Origin of the sequence: Rhabdochromatium marinum (genome assembly GCF_016583795.1) — a bacterium.
GTDB lineage: Bacteria > Pseudomonadota > Gammaproteobacteria > Chromatiales > Chromatiaceae > Rhabdochromatium > Rhabdochromatium marinum.
In genome coordinates, this window is the sequence record NZ_NRRS01000061.1 from 1 (window position 1) to 22,288 (window position 22,288).

The following is a 22,288-nucleotide window of genomic DNA, read 5'->3' on the forward strand; positions in this document are numbered from 1 at the left end:
AATCGCTCAAGCAGAGCGCGTACCATGACCGTGGCAGGCGCGCGTTCAGCAAACCGGTTGAGAACATCATCAAACATCGGTTGTCAACTCCAACTCTAGAAATAATATCCATATTATACAATGAGTTGCATCACCTTAAAAGGGCTGCTCCATAGACCCTGGCGGTAAACTGCGCAAGACAGCGTTTGCGATGCGACATTTGGGGCAGGCGGATAGCCGCGTTTTGTTGGGTGAACGAGGCTGGTATTTCCTTAACTCACGCAAACTCAAAAATCGCGCAGTCGGCGTCTATGTTGATCATGAGCGGGTTGATAAATGGTTGGACAGGATTTTGCGGGTTCATGCCGTCGTCGCTTCTCATGGCCGACGGTTTGTTTTCTTCTCCGCGCCAGACAAGGCCACCATTTATCCTGAATTTCTGCCAGCTCGCATCGGTTTTGAGACCGCGCGTCAAGAATCACTCGATGTGTTGCTAGGCAAATTACGCAAACGTGGGATCTTTTCTGTTGACCTCCGTCCAGCGATTCAGGCACATAAGACAGTTGGCCCTCTCTACTACAAGGCTGATACCCACTGGAATCGCTTGGGGGCCTTGGTGGTATACAACCAGATTGTCACGGAGTTGGGACTTGATGATGCTGCGGTGGCTATCGATGAGGTATTCACAGGATTTGTCATTGGCCCAAGAGAATCGGATCTACCACCAATGATTGGAGATGAGGAGAGTGCCCTGGAGCGAATCCCCCGCTTCATCCAGAATAAATTTTTGTGCCATAACCAACAGAAATTCGATATCGATCCGCACAGCGGAGCTTACAAACTGGTGTCGATTGATCCGAGTCGTCCCCCCTATCCTTTCTCACGGGTGCTGATGGTAGGCGACTCATTTTCGCTAACCCTGGAGGATCTGATGGTTTGCCTGGCTGGTGAGTACCTGTGGATACATCATCGCGAGCTTGACTCGGTGCCATCCATCATTGAAGCGTTTGATCCAGATCTGGTGCTGATGGAAGTTGTCGAGCGTTTGTTCTATTGATCGCTTTCGGTGACCGCCGTCGTTCCGTCGTCTGAACTGACGGCAGTCCACCTGTCGCATTAGGCTGCCGCCAGCGCCTGCTCCAAATCCGCGATAATGTCATCGATATGCTCAATGCCGATGGACAGCCGCACCAAATCCTCCGACACACCGGCGGTTTTCAGCTCGTCCGGTGAGAGCTGGCGGTGGGTGGTGGTTGCCGGATGGCAGGCCAGGGTTTTGGCATCGCCTATGTTGACCAGTCGCACAGTTAATTGCAGTGCGTCGATAAAGCGCCCTCCGGCGGTGCGGCCATCGCCGGAGGAGCCGCGAATGCCAAACGACAGAATGGCGCTTGCGCAGCCATTGCGCATGTAGCGCTGTACCAGCGGATAATCCGGACTCTCCGGTAGCCCGGCGTAGCGCACCCAGGCCACTTTGGGGTGATCCTGGAGAAATTCCGCCACGGCCAGCGCATTCTCGCAATGGCGATCCATGCGCACCGGCAGGGTCTCGATGCCTTGCAAAATCAGAAAACTGTTAAACGGCGAAATAGCCGCGCCCATATTGCGCAATGGCACCACCCGCGCGCGCCCAATATAGGCTGCCGGCCCCAGATCCTGGGTATAGACCACACCGTGATAGGACACATCCGGTTCGTTGAGCATCGGGAAGCGCTCGGCATGCTCTGCCCAGGGGAAGCGCCCGCCATCGACCAGCACGCCACCAATGGTGGTGCCATGCCCGCCCATGTATTTGGTCAGTGCATGCACCACAATATCGGCGCCATGCTCAAAAGGCCGGCACAGATAGGGCGATGGCACGGTATTATCAACAATCACTGGCACGCCATGCCCATGCGCCCGCTCGGCAACTGCTTGAATATCAGCAACATTCCCGGCCGGGTTGCCGATGGATTCACAAAAGACCGCGCGCGTTTTATCATCAATGCGCGCTTCCATCGCATCCACGTCGTTTGGCGTCACCAGCCGGACTTCAATCCCAAGGCGCGGCAAGGTATGGGCAAACAGGTTATAAGTACCGCCATAGAGGGTTGTGGTGGCAATGATATTATCCCCGGCCTGGGCAATCGTGAGGATGGCGTTGGTCACCGCCGCCATGCCGGAAGCCAATGCCAGCGCGCCCGAACCGCCCTCCATAGCTGCGACTCGCTTTTCCAGCACATCACTGGTCGGATTCATTATCCGAGTATAAATATTGCCCGGCACCTTGAGATCGAACAGATCCGCCGCGTGCTGGGTATCGTCGAAGGCGTAACTGGTGGTTTGATAAATCGGCGTCGCGACCGACTTGGTCCCCGGCTCGGGCTCAAAGCCCGCATGAATCGCCTGCGTTTCGATATGCATGATTTTAATGCTCCTCTTGCCTTATCAATGAAGCCTCGCTTACCTGCCATCGCATGCAAAGCCGACAGCGGGTATCCTTAAGTGCTGTTCATCCGCTGCTGTCTTTATTGAGAATGACCACTATGCCTTACTTCGTCTACAAGGTCTCACCCAATCTGCAACTGACCTATCTGGATACCAAGGAACGTTATCAGGAAGCACGCACCCTGGTGCGGGAGCTGCGTGCTCAAGCCTCCCCGGATGAGCCTGGTGAGTTCCGCCTGATTTTTGCCCATCAGCAGGGGGAAGCCGAGAAGCTGCTCTCCACCCCCCGCGATGAACGCGTCATCGGCGAGGATTAAGCACCCAGTCTTGGCTCCATTTGTACGCCAATCGACCTGCAACAGTGCTTAAACCAAAACCCAAACACGCCATCAATCGGGAGCAGATCGCACCCGCGCTGGAGGCGTATCGCGCCCGTACCCTCGCCTTTTGCGATCAGCGCCTGAGCGCGCTGTTTGAGGCAGCCGGCCCGGCGCTGCTCGGCTTTGCCGAGGTGGCTGGCAGCGACGCGGCGCAAAGCTTGTTTTTCGCGACCGCCGCGCAACTCGATGACGAGCAGGCAGCGATCAAGCAGCGTTTTCAGGCCGGCATTCAACAGGGGCTGACCCATTTTTTCACCCAGGGCCGGAAGCACCCGAGCCCCTGGCTGCCGCGCCCGGATCTGGTGGGTTCTGATGAGCGCGAACTTCAAACCCTGGCCAATCGCGACGAAACCCAGGCGCTCAAAAACCTCATCATTCGCACCAACGCGCACTGCTTTCCCGATCTTTACGCCCTCAGCCAGCGCCTGGCTGCCATCGCCGGCGGTGGCAAATTGCGCGATGACGAAATCCCCGCCGGCCCGCATCACCTCGCCCACAGCTTTCGCGCTGCCATGGCCGAAAACGCCTTCGATATCCGCGTGAAAGTGGTGCTCTACGCGCTCTTTCACCATCGCGTCACCTGGTTCGCCGCCGTGCTGTATCGCGAACTCAACGATATTCTGCGTGAGGCTGGTGTTCTGCCCAAAACCCGGCCGGTGAATCTGCGGCGGTCACGTCAACAAAGCCTGCAAAGCGGTGCCAACCAGCGACATCTTCTCAATCCCAATGATCATGAGGCGCTGCATCAGGCGCTGGTCAATGACCTGCTCGAACTTGCCGCTAGCCACAGCCATCCCGCGTCAATCGAATCCAATACCGGCAGCGATGCGTCCGTTACCAAACCAAAGCTAGAACACAAAACCGGCGAACCAACACCGCTTGACAGCTTTCTGCGCGCGGTTTCACGTCCCAGCGAGACCTCCTCATCCGTCCCGCCGCTCCTCCCGCAGCCTCCCGGTGGTCGCGATGAACGCATCGCCATCGCCAGCCTGAACAAAGCCAGCCTGCATGCGCGTGATCCTGAGCTAATCAACACCATTGAGCAGCTGTTTTCACACATGTATGACACGCCAGGTTTGCCGTCAGTCGCCAAGGCCACGCTGGGCCGCTTGCAGGTTGCTTATATCAAAGCCGCCATGAACGACATCAGCCTAGTCCGCGATCCCGGCCATCCGGCGCGCACCCTGCTGGATGAATGTGTCGAAGCGGGCAGCCGCTGGATCGACGAATCCGACCCGCGCCAAGGCGCCCTGCCGATTTTGCACGAGATTGTTGAGCGCATCCTGAACACCCCCGAGGGTACGCCCCCCCCCTTCGACGCGCTCTTTGAGCATTTGCATCAGCACACCCGCAACCTGCACCATCTGCACCATCCCCCGGAGCGCCGCTGTCGGGATTTGCATCGCGAGCGCGAATTCGCACGCAAGGCCCAACGACAGGCGCGCGGGGAAATCCTCGAATTGCTGCGCCACTATGAGGTGCCGCGCCAGGTAAGGGTGTTCCTCGATACCCTGTGGGTGGAGCTGCTGACTTTGGTCAGCCAGCATCGTGATGAAGGGCCAGACAGCCCCAGTTGGCGCGAGACGCTCGACACTGCACGCACGCTGGTTGAGGTGTTCGATCCACGTATCACCGGAGCCGCCTTGCGCGCGCGCATTGCCGAGCTGCCACGGCTACGCCAGCGAATTCACAACGGCGCCCAGCGTCTTGGCAGTTATAACCGAGCGACACTGGGCGCACTTGATAACCTGCTGGCCAATGCTCAGAGCATCCGCGAACAACTGCGCCGGACGCAGATGCTGCCCTCACGTCCACCGGTCAGCCTTCCCAGCCTGCCAAGGACTGACCTCGACAACAACCCCAGTGCGGACGAAGACGGTCCTCTCCAAGAGACGGCGCCGGACGTTTCCGATGGCGCCTTGCAAGCCATGATCGACGAGCTGCGCAAGACCAAATCCGGCACCTGGTTTGAATTGGATTCGCCCTTTCGCGGCACTGAAGCGGATGGGCGTCGCATTCAACTGTCCTGGATCAGCCCGCTGACTTCCACCTACCTCTTTGTTGACGAAGCCGGCACCAAAACCGAAATGCGCGGCCTCAAGGATCTCGCCAAAGCCATGCTGAGTGGCCGTGCGCGCGTGGTTGCACCACCCGAAGGCGCAACGCCTCAGCAACCAACCTCAACCGATCCCCCACCCGACCCTGCACCGCCGCCCCCGCCTTCTTAGTCGGGTTACGGCTGCTCACTCAGGATTGGAACGCACGCTGTTCAGCACGCAAAAACCGTAGCACTTTGCGCACATAATCCTGAGTTTCCGGATAGGGTGGAATGTTATTTCCGTGGCGTTTCACCGCGTTTTCACCTGCGTTATAGGCCGCCAGTGCCAAACGTAAATCGCTTTGAAACAGATTCAGCAACAACCGCAAATAGGTCGCCCCGGCGCGCACGTTCTCGGTTGGATCCCAGATATCCCGTACCTTGAAACGCTCGGCGGTGCCCGGCATCAACTGCATCAGCCCACAGGCACCGGCGGACGACTGGGCATCCGCGCGATAAGCCGATTCGGTGCGAATCACTGCATGCAGCAACTCCGGCCACAGGTGATGCTGACGCGCGGCAGTGTCGATCAAAGCGCCATAGTAGGCGCGCCTGTCCTTCAACGAGGCATTGGCCTTGAGCCCCGTGATCGGCAAGGCCGAGGATGCCCACAGCGACCCGCGCCCATAGGTTTGCCCCAAGCGCTGCCCGAAGGATTGATGACCGTGCCGCGCCAGATTGGCCTGCAACTTTGCTGCGGCCTGGCGCTGACGCTCACGCAACTGCTCCGATTGCAGCCGGTTTTCCGCCACCAGTTTCTGCCCGGTACGCTTCCACTCCAGAGTCAGCCCGTCCTGTTGCAGCGGCTTGTCGGAAAACACCACATTGCCACGGTTATCGACGTACTTAAACACATCCGCCAAGGCCGGCGGCACCAGGCCTGTGACACCAACCGTCAGCAGTATCAGCCAAGTCCGATTGCGCATGTTCCCCCCTGCTGCAAACAATCTGTGCAGCCAATCCGACGCATTGCTCCAGATGTCCGCTGGTCCAATCAGCGCCCAATATTCAGAATAACGCACGCACGCTCGACGAGTAGCGTGCCTAATAACACAAATCATAAGGTATCCACTCGCGCGGAATCAGCGGCGGGAGCCGGGCGTGCGCGCTTCCGAGGAAAAGCGACGAACGGTAGTAAATTTTTTTCCCTGCTCGGGCTCCGTTTTTCCAGGGCTATGCTATCCTTTCAGTTAATCAGAAAATAAATGTTGTAAGACTAGCAAGTTGGCAAGGCTTGTTAATTAAGTTTAGAGGTTAATCGCCAAAGGTCAAGCACCGTTTCCGCGCTCGCGCACAGATTCCACCTGTTTCGCCCCCAGCGGGCGGCAGGTGGTACAGCGCTTCGGCGACTGCGTGATCCGCGTCCCTGCGCGATCACGCAACCGCATGCATGACGGATGTTTTGACTCGTTGCTTGATCTCAGGCGCTCACACATGAACCGGGGATGATAAAATGAACCGAAGATATTTTTTGGGTATCGCACTGTCAACGGCTGCCACACCTGTCCTGGCGCGCAAACGCCAACCGCACGCTTGCTGCCTGCGCCTGCATCATCTGCACACTGACAAGCGCTTGGAGCTGAAATACCGCACCGGGGATTACTACCACCGCGACGCACTGGCACAGCTCAACGAGTTTCTGAAAGACTTCCGCACCGGCGAGAAAACCCCGATTGATCCGCGGCTGTTCGATACCCTCTACGATTTGCAGCAGCGTCTTGAAGGCGATCAAGACGCTTTGTTTGAAATTATCAGCGGTTACCGCTCCCCTCACACCAACGCCATGTTGCGCAGAACCTCCAACGGCGTGGCCAAGCGCAGCCTGCACATGAGTGGCCGCGCCCTCGACATTCGCCTGAGCGACATTCCCACCTCTGAGGTCTGCCAAACCGCCCTGCGCTTAGCGCGTGGCGGCGTCGGCTATTATCCCAAATCTGATTTCCTGCATCTCGACACCGGCAGCGTCCGCCATTGGGGCGTTTGAATCTGACAGCCACACAAAGCGCTACCAAGTGACAGTTTCAGCGCTTCCGGCAGTACTGAAGCCTGACCGTGTGGTCAGAAGGAGAAGGCCGTTGGGTGGCCATGGGAAGAACCGCAGTGGTGGTCATCGTCTCCGAATCGGCAGCGGCGGTACGCTGAATCGCTGCAACGCGCGCAAACACTTGACCCCAGCGGCTGAGTATGGCATCCTTGTCCGCCTATTTGGCTACGTAGCTCAGTTGGTTAGAGCGCGGCACTCATAATGCCGATGTCGCTAGTTCGAATCTAGCCGTAGCCACCAGACTGCCCTAAAGCCGCTCTCCAGCGGCTTTTTTTATGCCTACCAGTCTCTTACCCGATGCTTCGGTTGCGGCTGCATCCTAGCGCTTCGCCGCATGCGGGACTATCACCTGAACACCGTCCCCAGAGCCCGACGATCTCCCCCCTGCCCAGCGTTCCGACCACCCGGATTGATCGGCAGGCGGCCCTTCGCACGCTTGCTGGCCCAGTTACGCACAGCTGGTCTGGAGCCTTAGGCTAGGCAGCGGTTATGATGCCGAGCGCAGCCGCTGGCGCAAGGCTTCATACAGACTGATACCGGCACTGACGGACACATTCAGGCTTTCAACCCGGCCATGCATCGGCAGGGCGCCGAGCTGATCGCAGTGCTCGCGCGTCAAACGCCGCAGCCCCTTGCCCTCGCCGCCCAGTACCAGCGCCAGCGGGCCGGTCAAATCCAACTCGAACAAAGTCTGTTCGGCCTCTCCTGCCGCACCCACTACCCAGATACCGCGCGCTTGTAAGGCTTCCAGCGTGCGGGCCAAATTCGTCACTCGCACCAGGGGCACGCTTGCGGCTGCACCGCTGGCGACCTTGATCACCACCGAGGTCAGCCCGACGGCTCGATCACGCGGCACAATCACGGCCAAGGCCCCGGCGCCATCGGCACAGCGCAGGCAGGCCCCCAGATTATGCGGATCTGTTACTCCATCCAGCACCAGCAACAGCGGATCGCGCGGGCCGGCGTCCAGCAGCCGGGTCAGATCAGCCTCGCCCAAGGCGCTGAGCTGTTTCTCCCACAGCAGTGCCCCCTGATGCCGGGCACCGGCGGCGGCCTCGTCCAATTTGGCGCGGTCATGTTGGCGAATCGGCACGCCAGCGGCACGGGCCAACTCAGCCAGTTCGTGCAGACGCGGATCACGCCGGGCACGATCCAGCCACAGCTCACGCGCGCCGCCTTGCTGCAATCCCGCACGCGCGGCATTGATCCCAATGACAGGGGCCGATTGGGCCGGCCCGCCGGACAAGCCGTCCCCGTTGTGATCGCGTTTGCCAGCCACGGTGAATAGCCCTTATCTGCTGGAACTAGCTGCTGGAACGTTTGCGGGAGCCGCGCCGTTTGGAGCGCTTGGAACCGCTGCTTTTCTCGGCGCTGGGCGCCAGCACGAAGTCGATCTTGCGCTCATCGAGATTCACTGCCGCCACCCGCACCCGCAGCCGGTCGCCGAGGCGATAGACCTGCCCGGTGCGGGCGCCGTTGAGCCGGTGCCCAATGGGATCGAAGTGATAAAAATCGTTATCCAGCGCGGTGATGTGCACCAGACCATCGACATAGACTTCATCCAGCTCGACGAACAGGCCAAAGCCCTGCACGCTGGTGATGGTGCCGTTGAACTCCTCGCCTAGCTTGTCGCGCATGTACTCGCACTTGAGCCAGTCGGAGGCATCGCGGGTCGCCTCATCGGCGCGTCGCTCGGTGCCTGAACAATGCTCGGCAATTTGCTGCAAATCAGGCTTGGAGTAATCAAGATCTGCCGCACTGCCGCCGGCCAGGATGTGCTTGAGGATGCGATGCACGATCAGGTCCGGATAGCGGCGGATTGGCGAGGTAAAGTGCGTATAGCCCGCGTAAGCCAAGCCAAAATGACCGACATTATCCGAGCTGTACATGGCCTGCTGCATGGAGCGCAGCAACACGGTCTGGATCAGGTGGAAATCTGCCCGCTCGCGCACGGAATTCAGCAATGCGCCATAATCCTTGGCGGTTGGCTTATCGCCACCCGGCAAGTTCAGTCCCAGTTCGGCCAAAAATTCCCGCAGATCGGAGAGTTTCTCCGCCTTGGGCGATTCATGAATCCGAAACAGCGCCGGCATCTTTTTGCGCTCGAAGGCGCGCGCGGCAGCGACATTGGCCGCCAGCATGCACTCCTCAATGATGCGATGGGCGTCATTGCGGGTGCGCGGCTCAATGGCCTGGATGCGTCCCTGGTCGTTGAAGATAAACTGGGTTTCGACGGTATCGAAGTCGATGGCGCCGCGCGTACTGCGTGCCTCCAGCAGTACCTGAAACAGTTGATGCAATTCATGCAGATGCGGCAGCAGCTCGGCATGCTGTTCGCACAAGTCAGGATCGCCCTCGATCAGCATGGCGGCGACTTCGTCATAGGTCAGGCGTGCCTGCGAGCGCATCACTGCCTCGAAAAAGCGCGAACGCGTGACCTTGCCCTCGCGGTTCACATACAGCTCGCAAGCCATGCACAGGCGATCCACTTGCGGATTGAGTGAACAAAGTCCGTTGGACAGCACTTCCGGCAGCATGGGAATGACGCGATCCGGAAAATACACCGAATTGCCACGCGAGCGGGCCTCCTGATCCAGGGCATCCTCTGGCGTCACATAGGCCGACACATCGGCGATGCACACCAGCAATTTCCAACCCTTGGGCTTGCGCTCGGCATAGACCGCGTCGTCAAAATCGCGCGCATCGGCGCCATCAATGGTCACCAGCGGCAGTGCACGCAGATCGGTGCGACCGGCCTTGGCTTCTTCCGGCACCTCGGCACTGAGTCCGGCAATCTGCGTGGTGACTGCCTCGGGCCAGTCCACCGGCAGATCGTGGGCGCGCACGGCGATGTCGGTTTCCATGCCAGCGGCCATGTGGTCGCCTAACACCTCGTGCACTCGCCCGAGCGGCTGGGTGCGACGAGTGGGCTGATCAGTGATTTCGGCGACCACAATCTGCCCCTTGGTGGCCTGGCCGATGCGGTCGCTGGGAATAATAATGTCGTGACTGATGCGCTTATTGTCCGGCACTACAAAGCCGACACCGCTTTCGGAGTAAAAGCGCCCCACCACTGACTGCGTCTTGCGTTCCAGAATCTCGACCACGGCGCCTTCCAGACGCCCGCGCCGATCACGCCCGGTCACGCGCGCGACGATACGATCGCCATGAAACAGAGCGCGCATTTCCTTGGGATACAGATAGAGATCATCGCCGCCTTCATCGGGCTTGAGAAAGCCAAACCCGTCGGGGTGGCCGATCACCCGCCCGGCAATCAGGTCTTTTTTGTTGACCAGACAGAAGGCATCGCGGCGATTGCGCAGCAGTTGACCGTCGCGCACCATGGCGCCGAGACGTCGCTCCAAGGCTTGCAGTTCCTCAGCCTCGGTCAGGCCCAGCGTCTCTGCGACCGCATCGAATTCCATCGGTACCGCGCGTGCGGTCAGGGTCTCCAGGATGAACTCGCGACTGGGAATGGGGTTGTCGTATTTCCTCGCTTCACGCTCGCGGTGCGGATCGAGGGCTTTGGAGGAAGGATTTTTTTTGCGTCTGGCCACAGGCACCTAGCTAATCAATCAAGAAAGCCGCTAGTTTAGCGCACCGCCGCGACCTCTGCGCTAGTGCATGTCATGCCGGCGCGTCGTATCCGTGCGGATTTTGGGTTTGCCAGCGCCAGCTGTCCGCTGCCATCTCGCTGAGTCCGCGCTGCGCCCGCCAGCCCAGCTCGCGCGCCGCCTTGCCAGGATCGGCATAGCAGCAGGCGACATCGCCCGGGCGGCGTGGATGCACCCGATAGGGCAAGGTGTGCCCACAGGCGTGCTCAAAAGCCTTGAGCATGTCGAGCACTGAATACCCCTGCCCGGTGCCGAGATTAAACACCCGCACCCCGCCCGCAGGCGCCGTCGTTTCCTGCAACGCCGCCAGATGCCCAAGCGCCAAATCCACCACATGAATGTAATCACGCACGCCGGTGCCGTCGGGTGTCGGATAGTCGTTGCCGAATACCCGCAGCTCTGGTAACTGACCCACTGCAACCTGTGCGATGTAGGGCATTAAATTATTGGGAATGCCGTTCGGGTCTTCGCCGATCAGGCCGCTGGGATGCGCGCCCACGGGATTGAAATAGCGCAGCAGCGTGATACGCCAGCGCGCATCCGTAGCCGCCAGATCGCGCAGCATGTCCTCAATCATCACCTTGGTGCGACCATAGGGATTGGTCGATGACAGAGGCGCATCCTCAGTGATCGGTACCCGTTGGGGATCGCCGTAGACGGTGGCCGATGAGCTGAAAATCAGGGTGCGCACTGCCGCCTGTTCCATGGCCTGACACAGATTCAAGGAACCCACCACATTGTTGTCGTAATAGCGCAGAGGTTGCGCGACTGACTCCCCGACCGCTTTCAGGCCGGCAAAGTGGATTACCGCATCAATGGATTCTTGCGCAAAGACATCGTTCAGCGCTGACGCATCGCGCAGATCCACGGGATAAAACACTAGCTCGCGGCCGCTGATGCGACGCACCCGCTCCAAGGCTGCGGGTTTGCTGTTGGAGAGATTATCGAGCACGATGGGTTCATGTCCGGCGGCCAGCAGTTCGACCAGCGTGTGAGCGCCGATATAACCGGCGCCGCCTGTGACCAGAATCTTCATGTCAGCTTCCTGACTGTTCTCCTCAGCCCCGGTTGTTTTCACCCCAGCGCCCGGCACGCAACTGGGCACGTAGCTGCCGCATCACCTCCGCTTCCAGACTGTCCGTTGCCAGCGGCAGGGACAGGCGCCGCCAGTGCCCCAGGGCAAAATTCAAGATCACCAAATGCTGACCAATAAAGCTCGACGCCAGCAAGCGCGCCGGCAGCACTTCGCCGGTAGCCAGCACCAGCTCCCAGTCGCCTGCATCGCTGCGCATGACTTCCATGATCGACCCCGGCAGGCGTCGCCATCCCTGAACCGCAAGATGCCAAGCCGCTGAGAGCACAATGAGCGCCGCCAGCCACAGCCTGAGCAGTGCATATCCCGGCACCAGCGCCACTATGATTAAAGCGCCCAAATGCACCAGGGCGAGAGACAGCAGCAGCCGCATCGAGCGCCGGGGCCGCACATGCAGCGGTGCGACTGGTGCCACTGATGCACCTGGCGTCACTGGCTTAGCCGGGGCATTAAGCGCTGTTCTCAGCTCGGCTCTTCGGGGCGCAGGTGCGGAAACAGCAGCACATCGCGGATGGAAGGCGCATCGGTGAGCAACATCACCAGGCGATCAATACCAATGCCCTCACCCGCCGTTGGCGGCATGCCATGTTCCAGCGCGCGAATATAATCCGCATCAAAGTGCATGGCCTCCAGGTCACCGGCATCCTTGTCGGCCACCTGGCGGCGGAAGCGTTCGGCCTGATCCTCAGCATCGTTCAGCTCCGAGAAGCCATTGGCAATCTCGCGTCCACCGACGAAGAACTCAAAGCGATCGGTGACAAAGGGATTCTCGTCATTGCGCCGCGCTAAGGGCGAGACTTCCAGCGGATACTCAGTGATGAAGGTCGGCTCCAGCAAGCGCGGTTCGACCGTTTTCTCGAAAATCTCGATCTGTACCTTCCCCAAACCATAGCTATCTTTGAGCGGAATCCCCAGACTTTGGGCGACTGCGCGTGCGGCGGGCAACTCATCAATCTCCGCCGCTGTCAGTTGCGGGTTGAAGGCGAGAATGGACTCGCGCACGCTCATGCGCTGAAAGGGCTGCGACAGATCATAGCTGGCCCCCTGATAGGTCAGAGTCGTGCCGCCCAGCACCTGTTGCACCAGGCGCCGCAGCAGATCCTCGGTCAGGTCCATCAGCTCGTGATAGTCGGCATAGGCCTGATAGAACTCCAGCATGGTGAACTCCGGGTTATGCCGGGTCGAGAGGCCCTCATTGCGGAAATTGCGGTTGATTTCATAGACCCGCTCAAAGCCGCCGACCACCAGCCGCTTGAGGTACAGCTCGGGCGCGATGCGCAGAAACAGCTCCATGTCGAGCGCGTTGTGATGGGTCACAAAGGGCCGTGCCATGGCACCGCCGGGAATGGCCTGCATCATAGGCGTCTCAACTTCCAGAAAGCCCCGCTCGTTGAGATAGTCGCGAATGCACTGAATCGTCTGGGTGCGCAGCTGAAAGGTGGTGCGCGTGGCCTGGTTCATAATCAGGTCCAGATAGCGCTGCCGATAGCGGGTTTCCTGATCCGCCAGCCCGTGGAACTTCTCCGGCAACGCGCGCAGGGATTTGGTCAGCAGCCGCAGCCCGTCCACCTTCACCGACAGCTCGCCGGTTTTGGTCTTAAACAGCATGCCTTCGGCTGCGCAGATGTCACCAATATCCAACTCTTTTTTGAACCAGGCGTAAACGTCCTCGCCCACCCGGTCGCGCTGCACAAAGAGCTGCATGCGCCCGCTCATATCCTGCAGGTGGGCAAAGCTCGCCTTGCCCATCACCCGTCGGCTCATCAGTCGCCCGGCGAGCTTCACCCGCAGGCCAAGACTGTCGAGTTCTGCATCGCTGGCATCGGCATATTGCGTCAGCAACTCCCCAGCCACGGCGTTGCGTCTAAAATCATTGGGAAAAGCCACGCCCTGCTCACGGATGCGCGCGAGCTTTTCGCGGCGCTGGGCAATGAGCTTGTGTTCTTCTGTCGCGGGTGCGTTGGAGTCGGAGTCGGTCATGGGGGAAGTGGTCGAACGTGAAGCCGTTGGAAAGTTAAAGCTATTGGGCGGTTAAACAGTGATAAGGGATTGAGGATTGAGACTGAAGCGACCAGCCACGCTTATAAGCCACTCTTCAGACTGGCTTCAATGAACTGATCCAAGCCACCATCGAGCACCGCCTGGGTGTTGCCCGTCTCGACACTGGTGCGCAAATCCTTAATGCGCGATTGGTCAAGCACATAGGAACGGATCTGGCTGCCCCAGCCGATGTCGGACTTGGTCTCTTCCAAAGCCTGCTGATCGGCGCTGCGCTTTTGCATCTCCAGCTCATAGAGCTTGGCCTTGAGCTGCTTCATTGCCTGATCCTTGTTCTTGTGCTGCGAGCGGTCATTCTGACATTGCACCACGATGCCGGTCGGATTATGAGTGATGCGCACCGCCGATTCAGTCCGGTTGACGTGCTGACCGCCCGCGCCCGAGGCACGATAGACATCAATGCGCAAATCCGCCGGATTAATTTCCACCTCGACCGAGTCATCCACCTCGGGCGCGACAAACACGGCGGCAAAGGAGGTATGGCGACGATTGCCGGAATCAAAGGGTGATTTGCGCACCAGCCGATGCACGCCGGTTTCAGTGCGCAACCAGCCGAAGGCATAGTCGCCCTGCACTGCAATGGTGGCGGACTTAATGCCGGCGACTTCACCCGGTGAGACTTCAGTCAACTCGGTCTTGAACTCATGGGCCTCGCACCAACGCAGATACATGCGCAGCAGCATCTCCGCCCAGTCCTGCGCCTCAGTGCCGCCGGAGCCGGCCTGAATATCGACAAAGGCGTTGTTGGCATCCATGGGCCCGGAGAACATGCGCTGAAACTCCAGGCGGCCAATATGCGCCTCATGCCCGGTCAGATCGGCCAGCACGGCCTCGACCGTCTCCGCGTCTTCCTCCGCCACGGCCATGCTCAACAAATCATCGGCATCCTCAAGCCCCGCACGCAGTTCGCGCAGGCCCAGCACAATCTGCTCCAGCATCGCTCGCTCACGCCCCAAGCGCTGAGCCAATTCGGGATCGTTCCAGAGATTCGGGTCTTCGAGTTCGCGCAAGACCTCGGTCAGACGCTCATCCTTGCCAGCATAGTCAAAGATACCCCCAGAGAGACTCCAAACGGCCCCTCAGATCGCCAAGTTGCGCGCGTATCGGGCTAATATCCTGCATGAGCATTCTCCGCATCGGGCAAAGCTGTTCAGTATACCCGAAGCGCCGGACGCATTGTCGCTTACCGCAACGCGACCCCAGAGGCTTCAATGCCATCGACTATACTCACTCGCCACCAGACAGCGTTAGAAAACCGCCACACAACCTCAGCCTATGCCGCATCAACGTCTCCCCATCATCCATCACCCCGACGAAGCCGCAACCTATCCAACCACAGAGCGCTGCGACATTCTGGAATCCTGGAACCGCGCCGAGGATCCGGACCTCTCCATCGCCCGCGCCACGGTTGCTGTTGGCGTCTCAACCCGCTGGCATCGCCTGGCACAGACCACCGAGCGCTATGTGATTTTGCACGGCCAGGGCCGGGTGCATGTCGGTGAGTTGCCGCCCGCTCTGGTCAATCCGGGGGATGTCGTCTATATCCCGCCCGATTGTCCGCAGCGTATCGATAACACCGGTGATGTTCCTCTGGTGTTTCTCGCCATCTGCAACCCCAGGTTTCGCCCGGACAATTATCAGGAACTGGACGATGTATGAATTCCCCAAAGCTGTGAACCGCTTCACAGCCGCTCCAGTCAGGCTAAGGTAAACTCGCCAGTAAGAGTCCCTGAACAGGCCACTGGCACGCGGCCTGGCCGGATCGCATTGATCTGAATTCCTGAACCATTGTTTCAACCGCAGGAGGCCGTCATACTCATGGCCCAGACTACTGATGCCGCCTGCACCGCTACGCGCGATAGGCTGGCCGATTTGCGCGAAGGCTTGGAGGCGCCCAGTCAATCACGGACTTCGCGCCTGCTGCGCGCCGGTTCCCTGCGTCTGATCAAAGGTGACCGCGACGAGCAGGAACCCTTGCTGGATAGTCTGAGCGAACTGCAAAGCAGCAATCGCACTCGCAACGCCGCCGCTCAACGCTTGCGGGAAGCCGAGGCACTGGGCGAGCAGCTGTGGCCCGAGGCTGAAATGCTGCTTGCCCAGCAGGCCCGCGATCGCCGTGGCCTGCCTGAGCGTGCTGCACAAGCCACCCGGCTTGATCAGCTCAAGGCCTGCATCACCGAACTGCTCACCGCCTATCAACTCACGCTGGCCGATGCCTATGCCGCCGGTCAGCGCGCCGCCGATGAGTCCACGCTGCAACTGAGCGCACTGCGCATTCTGGAGTGGACCTGGCGCGAGCATGAACTGCATCGCTTGCGCTATCAGCCCATCCCTGCGGCTTCCTGGCAGCGTGCCAACCGGGTCTTTTTCGCTCTCCTGAGCGCCGGTTGGCCCGATGAGCCGCTGGGCGTCTGTGCGGCACCGGATTTTCTGACCAACGCCGAGGGCGGCTGCACGCGCCAGGCGCTCTACCTGAACCTGCAAGTCCAGGGGTTGTTTGATCTGTTCAGTTGGCCCAAAACCACCCAGGGCTTTGTTGCCCGCTATTGCGCCCTGGTGCCGCAAGCCGTGCAGCTGAGTTCCAGCTTGGCTTCCAGTGACTCAGCGACGACTTATTGCCGCTATCTGCACCCCAATCACGATGGTCCGCCCGGAGTTACCCCGCCCACTGGCTCAACCGAAGTGCTGCAACTCGACTACAACGTTCTGGCCGCTGCAATCCGTGCCGATCATCATGTTTTTTTCCGGCGCGATCCGGGCGGCACCCGCTCACCTGAACGCCTGCTCGCGCTGCCTTCCTTTGCACGTCGCCCAAGCATTCGCCTGCTGGCGCGCGATATGGATAACGGCGCCGTTGACATGCGGATGGCCTCCGCACCGGACGCCACCGAGACCCTGTACCTCAGTGCCGGCATGGCAACCATTCGCGCCTTGCTGCATCAGGTCTTTTCACGCACCCCGCATTCCCATTCGCCCCAAACCGTACCGCGCACCCGGCGCCATCCGTTGCAACAGCCAAGTCACCTGCGCACCAATGGTGATTCCTGGCACTTGGTCAACCGCAGCGCACGGCTGTGGCGCATTCAAAATCCCAGCACCCAAAGCAGCACGGCACTCAGCGTCGGTACCCTGGTGGCCTTTGGTGTTGGCAAACCCGGCTTGGCACGGCCCAAGCTGGCCCGCGTTGCGCGCATCCTGCGCACCAGCCGCGTCCTACAAATCGATCTGCAAGAACTGGCCAGCTTTGCCGCGCCGGTTTCCGTCACTCCCGTGACTGATGATGGGTTACTCAACAGCAGCTTGCGCGCGTTCCTGGTGTATGACGACGACTTTGGTTGGGGACTGGTGACGCCGCCTCAGCAACAGTTCCATGAAGGCGACGCCATCACCATCCGCGCCAAACGTATGCTCATCCAGTCGAAACTGCGCAGCCTGCGCGAGGCGACCCAGGACTTCCTGTTGTTTCAGATCAATCCGCATGATCCGCAGCTAGGCGTCCCTAGCTACCCCCGCGCGCACAAAGCCGGTCGTCGCAGCGGCAAACACCGCAACCTGACACCCAGCCCCGCCGACAGCCGCAACCCGGCTGAATCGGAATATCGTCCGCTGCGCTTCTAACGCCAAGCGCGCACGCGCAACGCCATTGGGCTAGACTGCCGCCATTGCCCCTCGCGGGGCGGACTTTGGCGAGATACTTTCCTCCATGCAGGCAACCCAGGACTACGATGTCATTGTGATTGGTGGCGGCCATGCCGGCACCGAAGCAGCGCTGGCCGCTGCCCGACTTGGCGTCCGCACGCTGCTGCTGACGCACAATATCGACACCCTGGGACAGATGAGCTGCAATCCCGCCATCGGCGGCATCGGCAAGAGCCATCTGGTACGGGAGATCGACGCGCTGGGCGGACTCATGGCACAGGCAGCCGATGCCGCCGGTATTCAGTTCCGCGTGCTCAACAGCCGCAAGGGCCCGGCGGTACGCGCCACCCGCGCCCAGGCCGACCGCTGGCTCTACAAGGCCGCCGTGCGCCGCACGCTGGAACAGCAACCCGGCCTGGATTTGTTCCAGCAGGCGGTGGATGATCTGCTCATCGACGGTGACCGGGTGCTGGGCGCCCTCACCCAGATGGGCCTGGAGTTTCGCGCCCGCACTGTGGTGCTGACCGCTGGCACCTTTCTCGGCGGGCGCCTGCACATCGGTCTCAGCAACGCTCGGGGCGGTCGCGCCGGCGATCCTCCCGCGCTGGCACTGGCTGAGCGGCTGCGCACCCTGCCGCTGCGCGTCGAACGGCTGAAAACCGGCACCCCGCCGCGCATTGCCGCGCGCAGCATCGACTTCAGCCAGCTCGCCGAGCAGCCTGGCGACACCCCGCTGCCAGTATTCTCCTATCTGGGCTCAGCAGCGGATCACCCGCGCCAGGTCAGTTGTCATATCGCCCGCACCACCGAGCGCACCCATGACATCATCCGCGCTGGCCTGTCGCGCTCGCCCCTGTTCAGCGGCGTGATCGAAGGCGTCGGGCCGCGCTATTGCCCGTCCATTGAGGACAAGATTTTCCGCTTCGCCGACAAAGCGTCCCATCAGATTTTTGTTGAGCCCGAAGGGCTCGACAGCGCTGAAATCTACCCCAACGGCATCTCCACCAGCCTGCCCTATGATGTACAAGAGGCTCTGGTGCGCTCCATCCCCGGCTTTGAGCACGCGCACATCACCCGTCCCGGCTATGCCATTGAGTACGACTTCTTCGACCCGCGCGATTTGCTCCCCTCACTCGAAACCAAGCCCCTGCGCGGGCTCTATTTCGCCGGGCAGATCAATGGCACCACCGGCTATGAGGAAGCCGCCGCCCAGGGGCTGTTGGCCGGGCTGAATGCTGCGCGCGCGGCCCGCGACCAGGAGCCCTGGTGCCCGCGCCGCGATCAGGCCTATCTGGGCGTGATGGTCGATGACCTGATTACCTGCGGTACGCAAGAGCCGTATCGCATGTTCACCAGTCGTGCCGAGTACCGGCTACAACTGCGCGAGGACAACGCCGATCTGCGCCTCACCGAGATCGGCCGTTCCCTGGGGCTGGTGGATGAGCGTCGCTGGCAGGCGTTTGAGACCAAGCGTGACGCCATCACTCGCGAGCAGCAGCGCCTGCGCGACACCTGGGTGCGTCCCGGCAGCCCGGTCGCCACCGCTCTGGCCGCACCGCTTGGCGAGCCGCCCAAGCGCGAAGTCCGCGCGCTCGACCTGCTCGCCCGCCCGCAACTGGACTATGCCCGCCTGACTGCCATCGCCGAACTTGGCCCGGCGGTGAGCGACCCGGCCGTGGCCGAGCAGATTGACATTCAGGCCAAGTATGCCGGCTATCTGGAGCGGCAGCGCGCCGAGATCGAACGCCAGCAGGCCCAGGAGCATCAGCCGCTGCCGGTGAATTTCGATTATGACCGCGTGCGCGGGCTGTCGGCCGAGGTACTGGAAAAGTTCAAGCAGGTGCGCCCCACCACCCTGGGCCAGGCTGCCCGCATTCCCGGCGTGACCCCGGCCGCCGTGTCCCTGCTGCTGATTCACCTCAAGCGTACCAAGTCGGCCCCAGCCGCCGCGACACCATCGGAGCCGGCTGCATCGCAAGCGCGGCACAGCGCCTGATGTCCTGGTCCGATCAGCCCCCGCCGCCGGCCACCAAGCCGATCCTCCCGCGCGCGGCGCTGCGCGAACGCCTCGATCAGGGCTGCGCACAACTTGGCGGCCGTGCTGCCAGCCTGAGTGAGACTCAGCGCGACACCCTGCTTGACTATCTCGAACAGCTCGCGCACTGGAACCAACGTTTTAATCTCACTGCCGTGCGCGATCCCCTGGAAATGGTTGGCCGCCATCTGCTCGACAGTCTGGCCGCCGCCGATGTCTTCAGCGCCACGCCAATTCTGGATCTTGGCACCGGCGCCGGACTGCCGGGCATTCCGTTGGCCATCGCCTGCCCGGAGCATCGATTTGTCCTGCTCGACAGCGTCGGCAAAAAGACCCGCTTCGTGCGTCAGGCGGCGGCCACCCTGGGGTTGGGCAATGTCACGGTCGTGCAAGCGCGGCTTGAGTCGTACCAGCCGAGGGAAAAATTCGCTACCATAACGGCTCGCGCCTTGGCCCCGCTGAGCGCATTATGGGTCAGCAGCGCGGAGTTACGACGCCCCGAAGCGCCGGTCATTGCTTACAAAGGGCGCCTGGCAGATGACGAACTCGCTGAGCTGGCCGCCACTGGCGCCCGCTGGAGCGTCACCCGCCTGGAGGTGCCTTTCGTTCCCGGCGAACGTCATTTGATCCGTATCGACAGCAGCTCAGGTATCCATGGCTAGAATCATCGCGATCGCTAATCAAAAAGGTGGTGTTGGCAAAACCACCACCGCCGTCAACCTGGCCGCCTCCCTGGCGTCGCTCAAAAGCCGTGTGCTGCTGATCGACATGGATCCGCAGGGCAATGCGACCATGGGCTGCGGAGTGGATAAAAACAACCTGGAGCAGACCGGCTGCGATCTGCTGCTGGGCGAGCACGGTTTTGATGAATGCCGGGTGCGGGTGGCCGAACCCACCCCTGGCTTTGATCTGCTGCCCTCCAACAGCGACATGACGGCGGCTGAGGTCGGGCTGATGAACACCGAGCAGCGCGAGCGCCGCCTGGCTGAGGCCATCGCCGCCGTGACTGACTCCTACGACATCATCCTGATTGACTGCCCGCCCTCGCTCAACATGCTCACCCTCAACTCCCTGGTGGCCGCTCATGGGGTGCTGATTCCCATACAGTGCGAATACTATGCACTCGAAGGGCTGTCGGCGTTGCTCGATACCATCGGTCAGGTACAAAACAGCCGCAATCCGGAGCTGAAGGTTGAGGGCATTCTGCGCACCATGCACGATCCGCGTAACAACCTCGCCAACCAGGTTTCGACTCAGTTGATTGAGCACTTCAGCAGCCAAGTCTACACGACAATCATTCCGCGCAATGTGCGTCTGGCTGAGGCGCCCAGCCATGGCCTGCCGGCGTTGCTGTACGACGCCAATTCGCGCGGCTCCATCGCCTATCAAACGCTGGCCAGTGAGCTGCTGGGCCGCACCGCGCGCAGCTCGGCTGCGGTCTAACCTTACCGCTGCACGCAACTGACCCCTTCCACCATGTCAAACAAACGCAAAGGACTCGGTCGCGGCCTGGACGCCCTGCTCGGCGGTGCCAGCACGCACAACACCAACCTGGACGCTGGCGCAACGGACACCTCCGCGCCGGCTTCGGTGCTGGAAGCACGCCCCGAAGATATCATTACCGAGCTGGGCGTCGAACGCATCCGTCGCGGTCGCTACCAACCACGACGCAAATTCGACCCCGACAGACTCAGCGAACTGGCCGATTCCATCGCCGCTCAGGGCGTGATACAGCCGGTGGTGGTGCGTCAGGTCGCTGACGGCAACTATGAACTCATCGCTGGCGAACGGCGCTGGCGCGCCGCCCAACAAGCGGGACTGGCCAAGATTCCGGTGGTGGTGCGCGAGGTCGATGAAAAGACCGCGCTGGCCATTGCGCTGATTGAGAACATCCAGCGCGACGATCTACACCCGCTCGAAGAAGCCAATGCCCTGCTGCGCTTGGCCGAGGAATTTAGCCTCACCCATCAACAGGTCGCTGAGGCGGTGGGCAAATCCCGCACCGCAGTCACCAATCTGCTGCGCCTGCTGGATTTGGAACCGGACACCAAAGCCTACTTGGACCAGCGCCAGCTTGACATGGGCCACGCCCGCGCCCTGCTCGGACTCAAGGGGCGCAACCAAAGCAACGCCGCCAAACAAGTGGTCAATCGCGGGCTGTCGGTGCGCGAAACCGAAAAACTGGTGCGCCGCTGGCAGAATGAAGAAAGCGAAGACACCCCCAAGGAAAAACCGCCGCTCGATCCCAACATCCGCAGTCTGCAAGACGACCTGGCCGGCCGTCTCGGCGCCCAGGTCGCCATCAAGCACGGCACCGCCGGCGCCGGCAAGCTGGTCATCGCCTACAACAACCTGGACGAACTCGACGGGATTTTGGCGCATATCCAGTGAAGTCACCCTGCTGAAGAACGGCTGTGCCTCGGACGGTTGGCTGTAGCCGCTTGTTAGGCGACATAACCCCTTTGATATCTCGCAGGTGGCGGGCTTCACAGATATGAAGGAACAAGATTTTCTATGCCCTGGCTGTTACGCTTTAATAATGAAAAACGCCACAGTCAATTATTTGGTAGACTTTATACTTAATAGAATTATGCTAAGCACTCTCAATGCTGTCACATAAATCAATAACATTAAAGAAAAAGATAATTTAGGGCCAATGCTTTCGAGATCTGAAATGTCAGATAAAAAGATAACCACCCAGATCAGAGAAGTGAGCAAGCCTAAATAAAAACTTAATACTGCTATCTTATCAAATAGATATAGTTTTCGACCTTCTTTAAAGTATACAGAGAAAGAGGCCTTGATCATGCCTTGGTCCATTGTTGCTAAGCCGCCACAGGCATCAGGTAGGGGCGCTTTGCCGGTCGAGGTCGTCGTCGAGCCGGCCAAGCCGGCCAAGGCATGCGTTCAAGCACTTGCTC

The 22,288-nt window shown here is 60.5% G+C and carries 18 protein-coding genes and 1 tRNA gene; 11 read left to right on the top strand and 8 right to left on the bottom strand.

The window, feature by feature from the left end; genetic code table 11:
* Positions 1-223 precede the first annotated feature (223 nt).
* Complete coding sequence (locus tag CKO36_RS14390) at positions 224-1,036, top strand: alginate O-acetyltransferase AlgX-related protein (RefSeq protein ID WP_200284954.1); 813 nt, start codon at positions 224-226, stop codon at positions 1,034-1,036.
* Between the two features lie 59 nt (positions 1,037-1,095).
* Here CKO36_RS14390 and CKO36_RS14395 read toward each other — a convergent pair whose 3' ends face one another.
* Positions 1,096-2,382, bottom strand: a complete 1,287-nt coding sequence (locus tag CKO36_RS14395; RefSeq protein ID WP_200284956.1) for an O-acetylhomoserine aminocarboxypropyltransferase/cysteine synthase family protein — start codon at positions 2,380-2,382, stop codon at positions 1,096-1,098.
* 122 nt (positions 2,383-2,504) lie between these two features.
* On the opposite strand from CKO36_RS14395, the gene CKO36_RS14400 reads away from it, so the two are divergent.
* Positions 2,505-2,723 carry a hypothetical protein gene (locus CKO36_RS14400; RefSeq protein ID WP_200284958.1) on the top strand — a complete coding sequence of 73 codons (219 nt, stop codon included), beginning with the start codon at positions 2,505-2,507 and terminating at the stop codon, positions 2,721-2,723.
* Positions 2,724-2,767: 44 nt separating this feature from the next.
* A complete protein-coding gene (locus CKO36_RS14405) occupies positions 2,768-5,014 on the top strand; it encodes a DUF1631 family protein (protein ID WP_200284960.1) in 2,247 nt (748 codons plus the stop codon).
* Between the two features lie 19 nt (positions 5,015-5,033).
* On the opposite strand, the gene CKO36_RS14410 is transcribed toward CKO36_RS14405, so the two are convergent.
* Positions 5,034-5,810 carry a lytic transglycosylase domain-containing protein gene (locus CKO36_RS14410; protein ID WP_242469633.1) on the bottom strand — a complete coding sequence of 259 codons (777 nt, stop codon included), beginning with the start codon at positions 5,808-5,810 and terminating at the stop codon, positions 5,034-5,036.
* Between the two features lie 527 nt (positions 5,811-6,337).
* Here CKO36_RS14410 and mepK point away from each other — a divergent pair.
* Entirely contained in the window at positions 6,338-6,868 is a 531-nt protein-coding gene (gene mepK / locus CKO36_RS14415) for a peptidoglycan L,D-endopeptidase MepK (RefSeq protein WP_200284961.1), read from the top strand.
* A 223-nt stretch (positions 6,869-7,091) separates the two neighbouring features.
* A tRNA-Met gene (locus CKO36_RS14420) sits at positions 7,092-7,168 on the top strand.
* Between the two features lie 247 nt (positions 7,169-7,415).
* Here CKO36_RS14420 and rlmB read toward each other — a convergent pair.
* The 6 genes from rlmB to prfB form a co-directional block, all read right to left on the bottom strand.
* Complete coding sequence (gene rlmB / locus CKO36_RS14425; RefSeq protein WP_338053493.1) at positions 7,416-8,207, bottom strand: 23S rRNA (guanosine(2251)-2'-O)-methyltransferase RlmB; 792 nt, start codon at positions 8,205-8,207, stop codon at positions 7,416-7,418.
* Positions 8,208-8,232: 25 nt separating this feature from the next.
* Positions 8,233-10,485 carry a ribonuclease R gene (gene rnr, locus CKO36_RS14430; RefSeq protein ID WP_200284963.1) on the bottom strand — a complete coding sequence of 751 codons (2,253 nt, stop codon included), beginning with the start codon at positions 10,483-10,485 and terminating at the stop codon, positions 8,233-8,235.
* 70 nt (positions 10,486-10,555) lie between these two features.
* A complete protein-coding gene (galE, locus tag CKO36_RS14435; protein WP_200284964.1) occupies positions 10,556-11,578 on the bottom strand; it encodes a UDP-glucose 4-epimerase GalE in 1,023 nt (340 codons plus the stop codon).
* 22 nt (positions 11,579-11,600) lie between these two features.
* Positions 11,601-12,050 carry a protein YgfX gene (locus tag CKO36_RS14440; protein ID WP_200284966.1) on the bottom strand — a complete coding sequence of 150 codons (450 nt, stop codon included), beginning with the start codon at positions 12,048-12,050 and terminating at the stop codon, positions 11,601-11,603.
* Between the two features lie 47 nt (positions 12,051-12,097).
* Positions 12,098-13,615: a lysine--tRNA ligase gene (gene lysS / locus CKO36_RS14445; RefSeq protein WP_200284968.1), complete on the bottom strand. Its 1,518-nt coding sequence runs from the start codon at positions 13,613-13,615 to the stop codon at positions 12,098-12,100.
* Positions 13,616-13,716: 101 nt separating this feature from the next.
* Positions 13,717-14,815 (bottom strand): peptide chain release factor 2 gene (gene prfB / locus CKO36_RS14450; RefSeq protein WP_200284970.1). Its coding sequence is split into 2 segments (ribosomal slippage): positions 13,717-14,739 and positions 14,741-14,815, totalling 1,098 coding nucleotides; the frame shifts between segments, so codons are not numbered across the junction.
* A 153-nt stretch (positions 14,816-14,968) separates the two neighbouring features.
* Here prfB and CKO36_RS14455 point away from each other — a divergent pair.
* From CKO36_RS14455 to CKO36_RS14480, 6 genes are all read left to right on the top strand, one after another.
* Entirely contained in the window at positions 14,969-15,352 is a 384-nt protein-coding gene (locus tag CKO36_RS14455; protein ID WP_200284972.1) for a cupin domain-containing protein, read from the top strand.
* Positions 15,353-15,511: 159 nt separating this feature from the next.
* Positions 15,512-17,311 (top strand): hypothetical protein, encoded by a 1,800-nt coding sequence (locus CKO36_RS14460; RefSeq protein ID WP_200284974.1) that lies wholly within the window; start codon positions 15,512-15,514, stop codon positions 17,309-17,311.
* An 85-nt stretch (positions 17,312-17,396) separates the two neighbouring features.
* Entirely contained in the window at positions 17,397-19,328 is a 1,932-nt protein-coding gene (gene mnmG, locus CKO36_RS14465; RefSeq protein ID WP_200284975.1) for a tRNA uridine-5-carboxymethylaminomethyl(34) synthesis enzyme MnmG, read from the top strand.
* Positions 19,328-20,029, top strand: a complete 702-nt coding sequence (gene rsmG, locus CKO36_RS14470) for a 16S rRNA (guanine(527)-N(7))-methyltransferase RsmG (RefSeq protein WP_200284977.1) — start codon at positions 19,328-19,330, stop codon at positions 20,027-20,029. Before mnmG ends, rsmG begins: the two co-directional genes overlap by 1 nt.
* On the top strand, positions 20,022-20,810 hold the full coding sequence (locus tag CKO36_RS14475; protein ID WP_200284978.1) for a ParA family protein: 789 nt from the start codon (positions 20,022-20,024) through the stop codon (positions 20,808-20,810). The genes rsmG and CKO36_RS14475 overlap by 8 nt, the downstream gene beginning before the upstream one ends.
* A gap of 33 nt (positions 20,811-20,843) precedes the next feature.
* Complete coding sequence (locus CKO36_RS14480; protein ID WP_200284979.1) at positions 20,844-21,758, top strand: ParB/RepB/Spo0J family partition protein; 915 nt, start codon at positions 20,844-20,846, stop codon at positions 21,756-21,758.
* Positions 21,759-22,288: the final 530 nt, after the last annotated feature.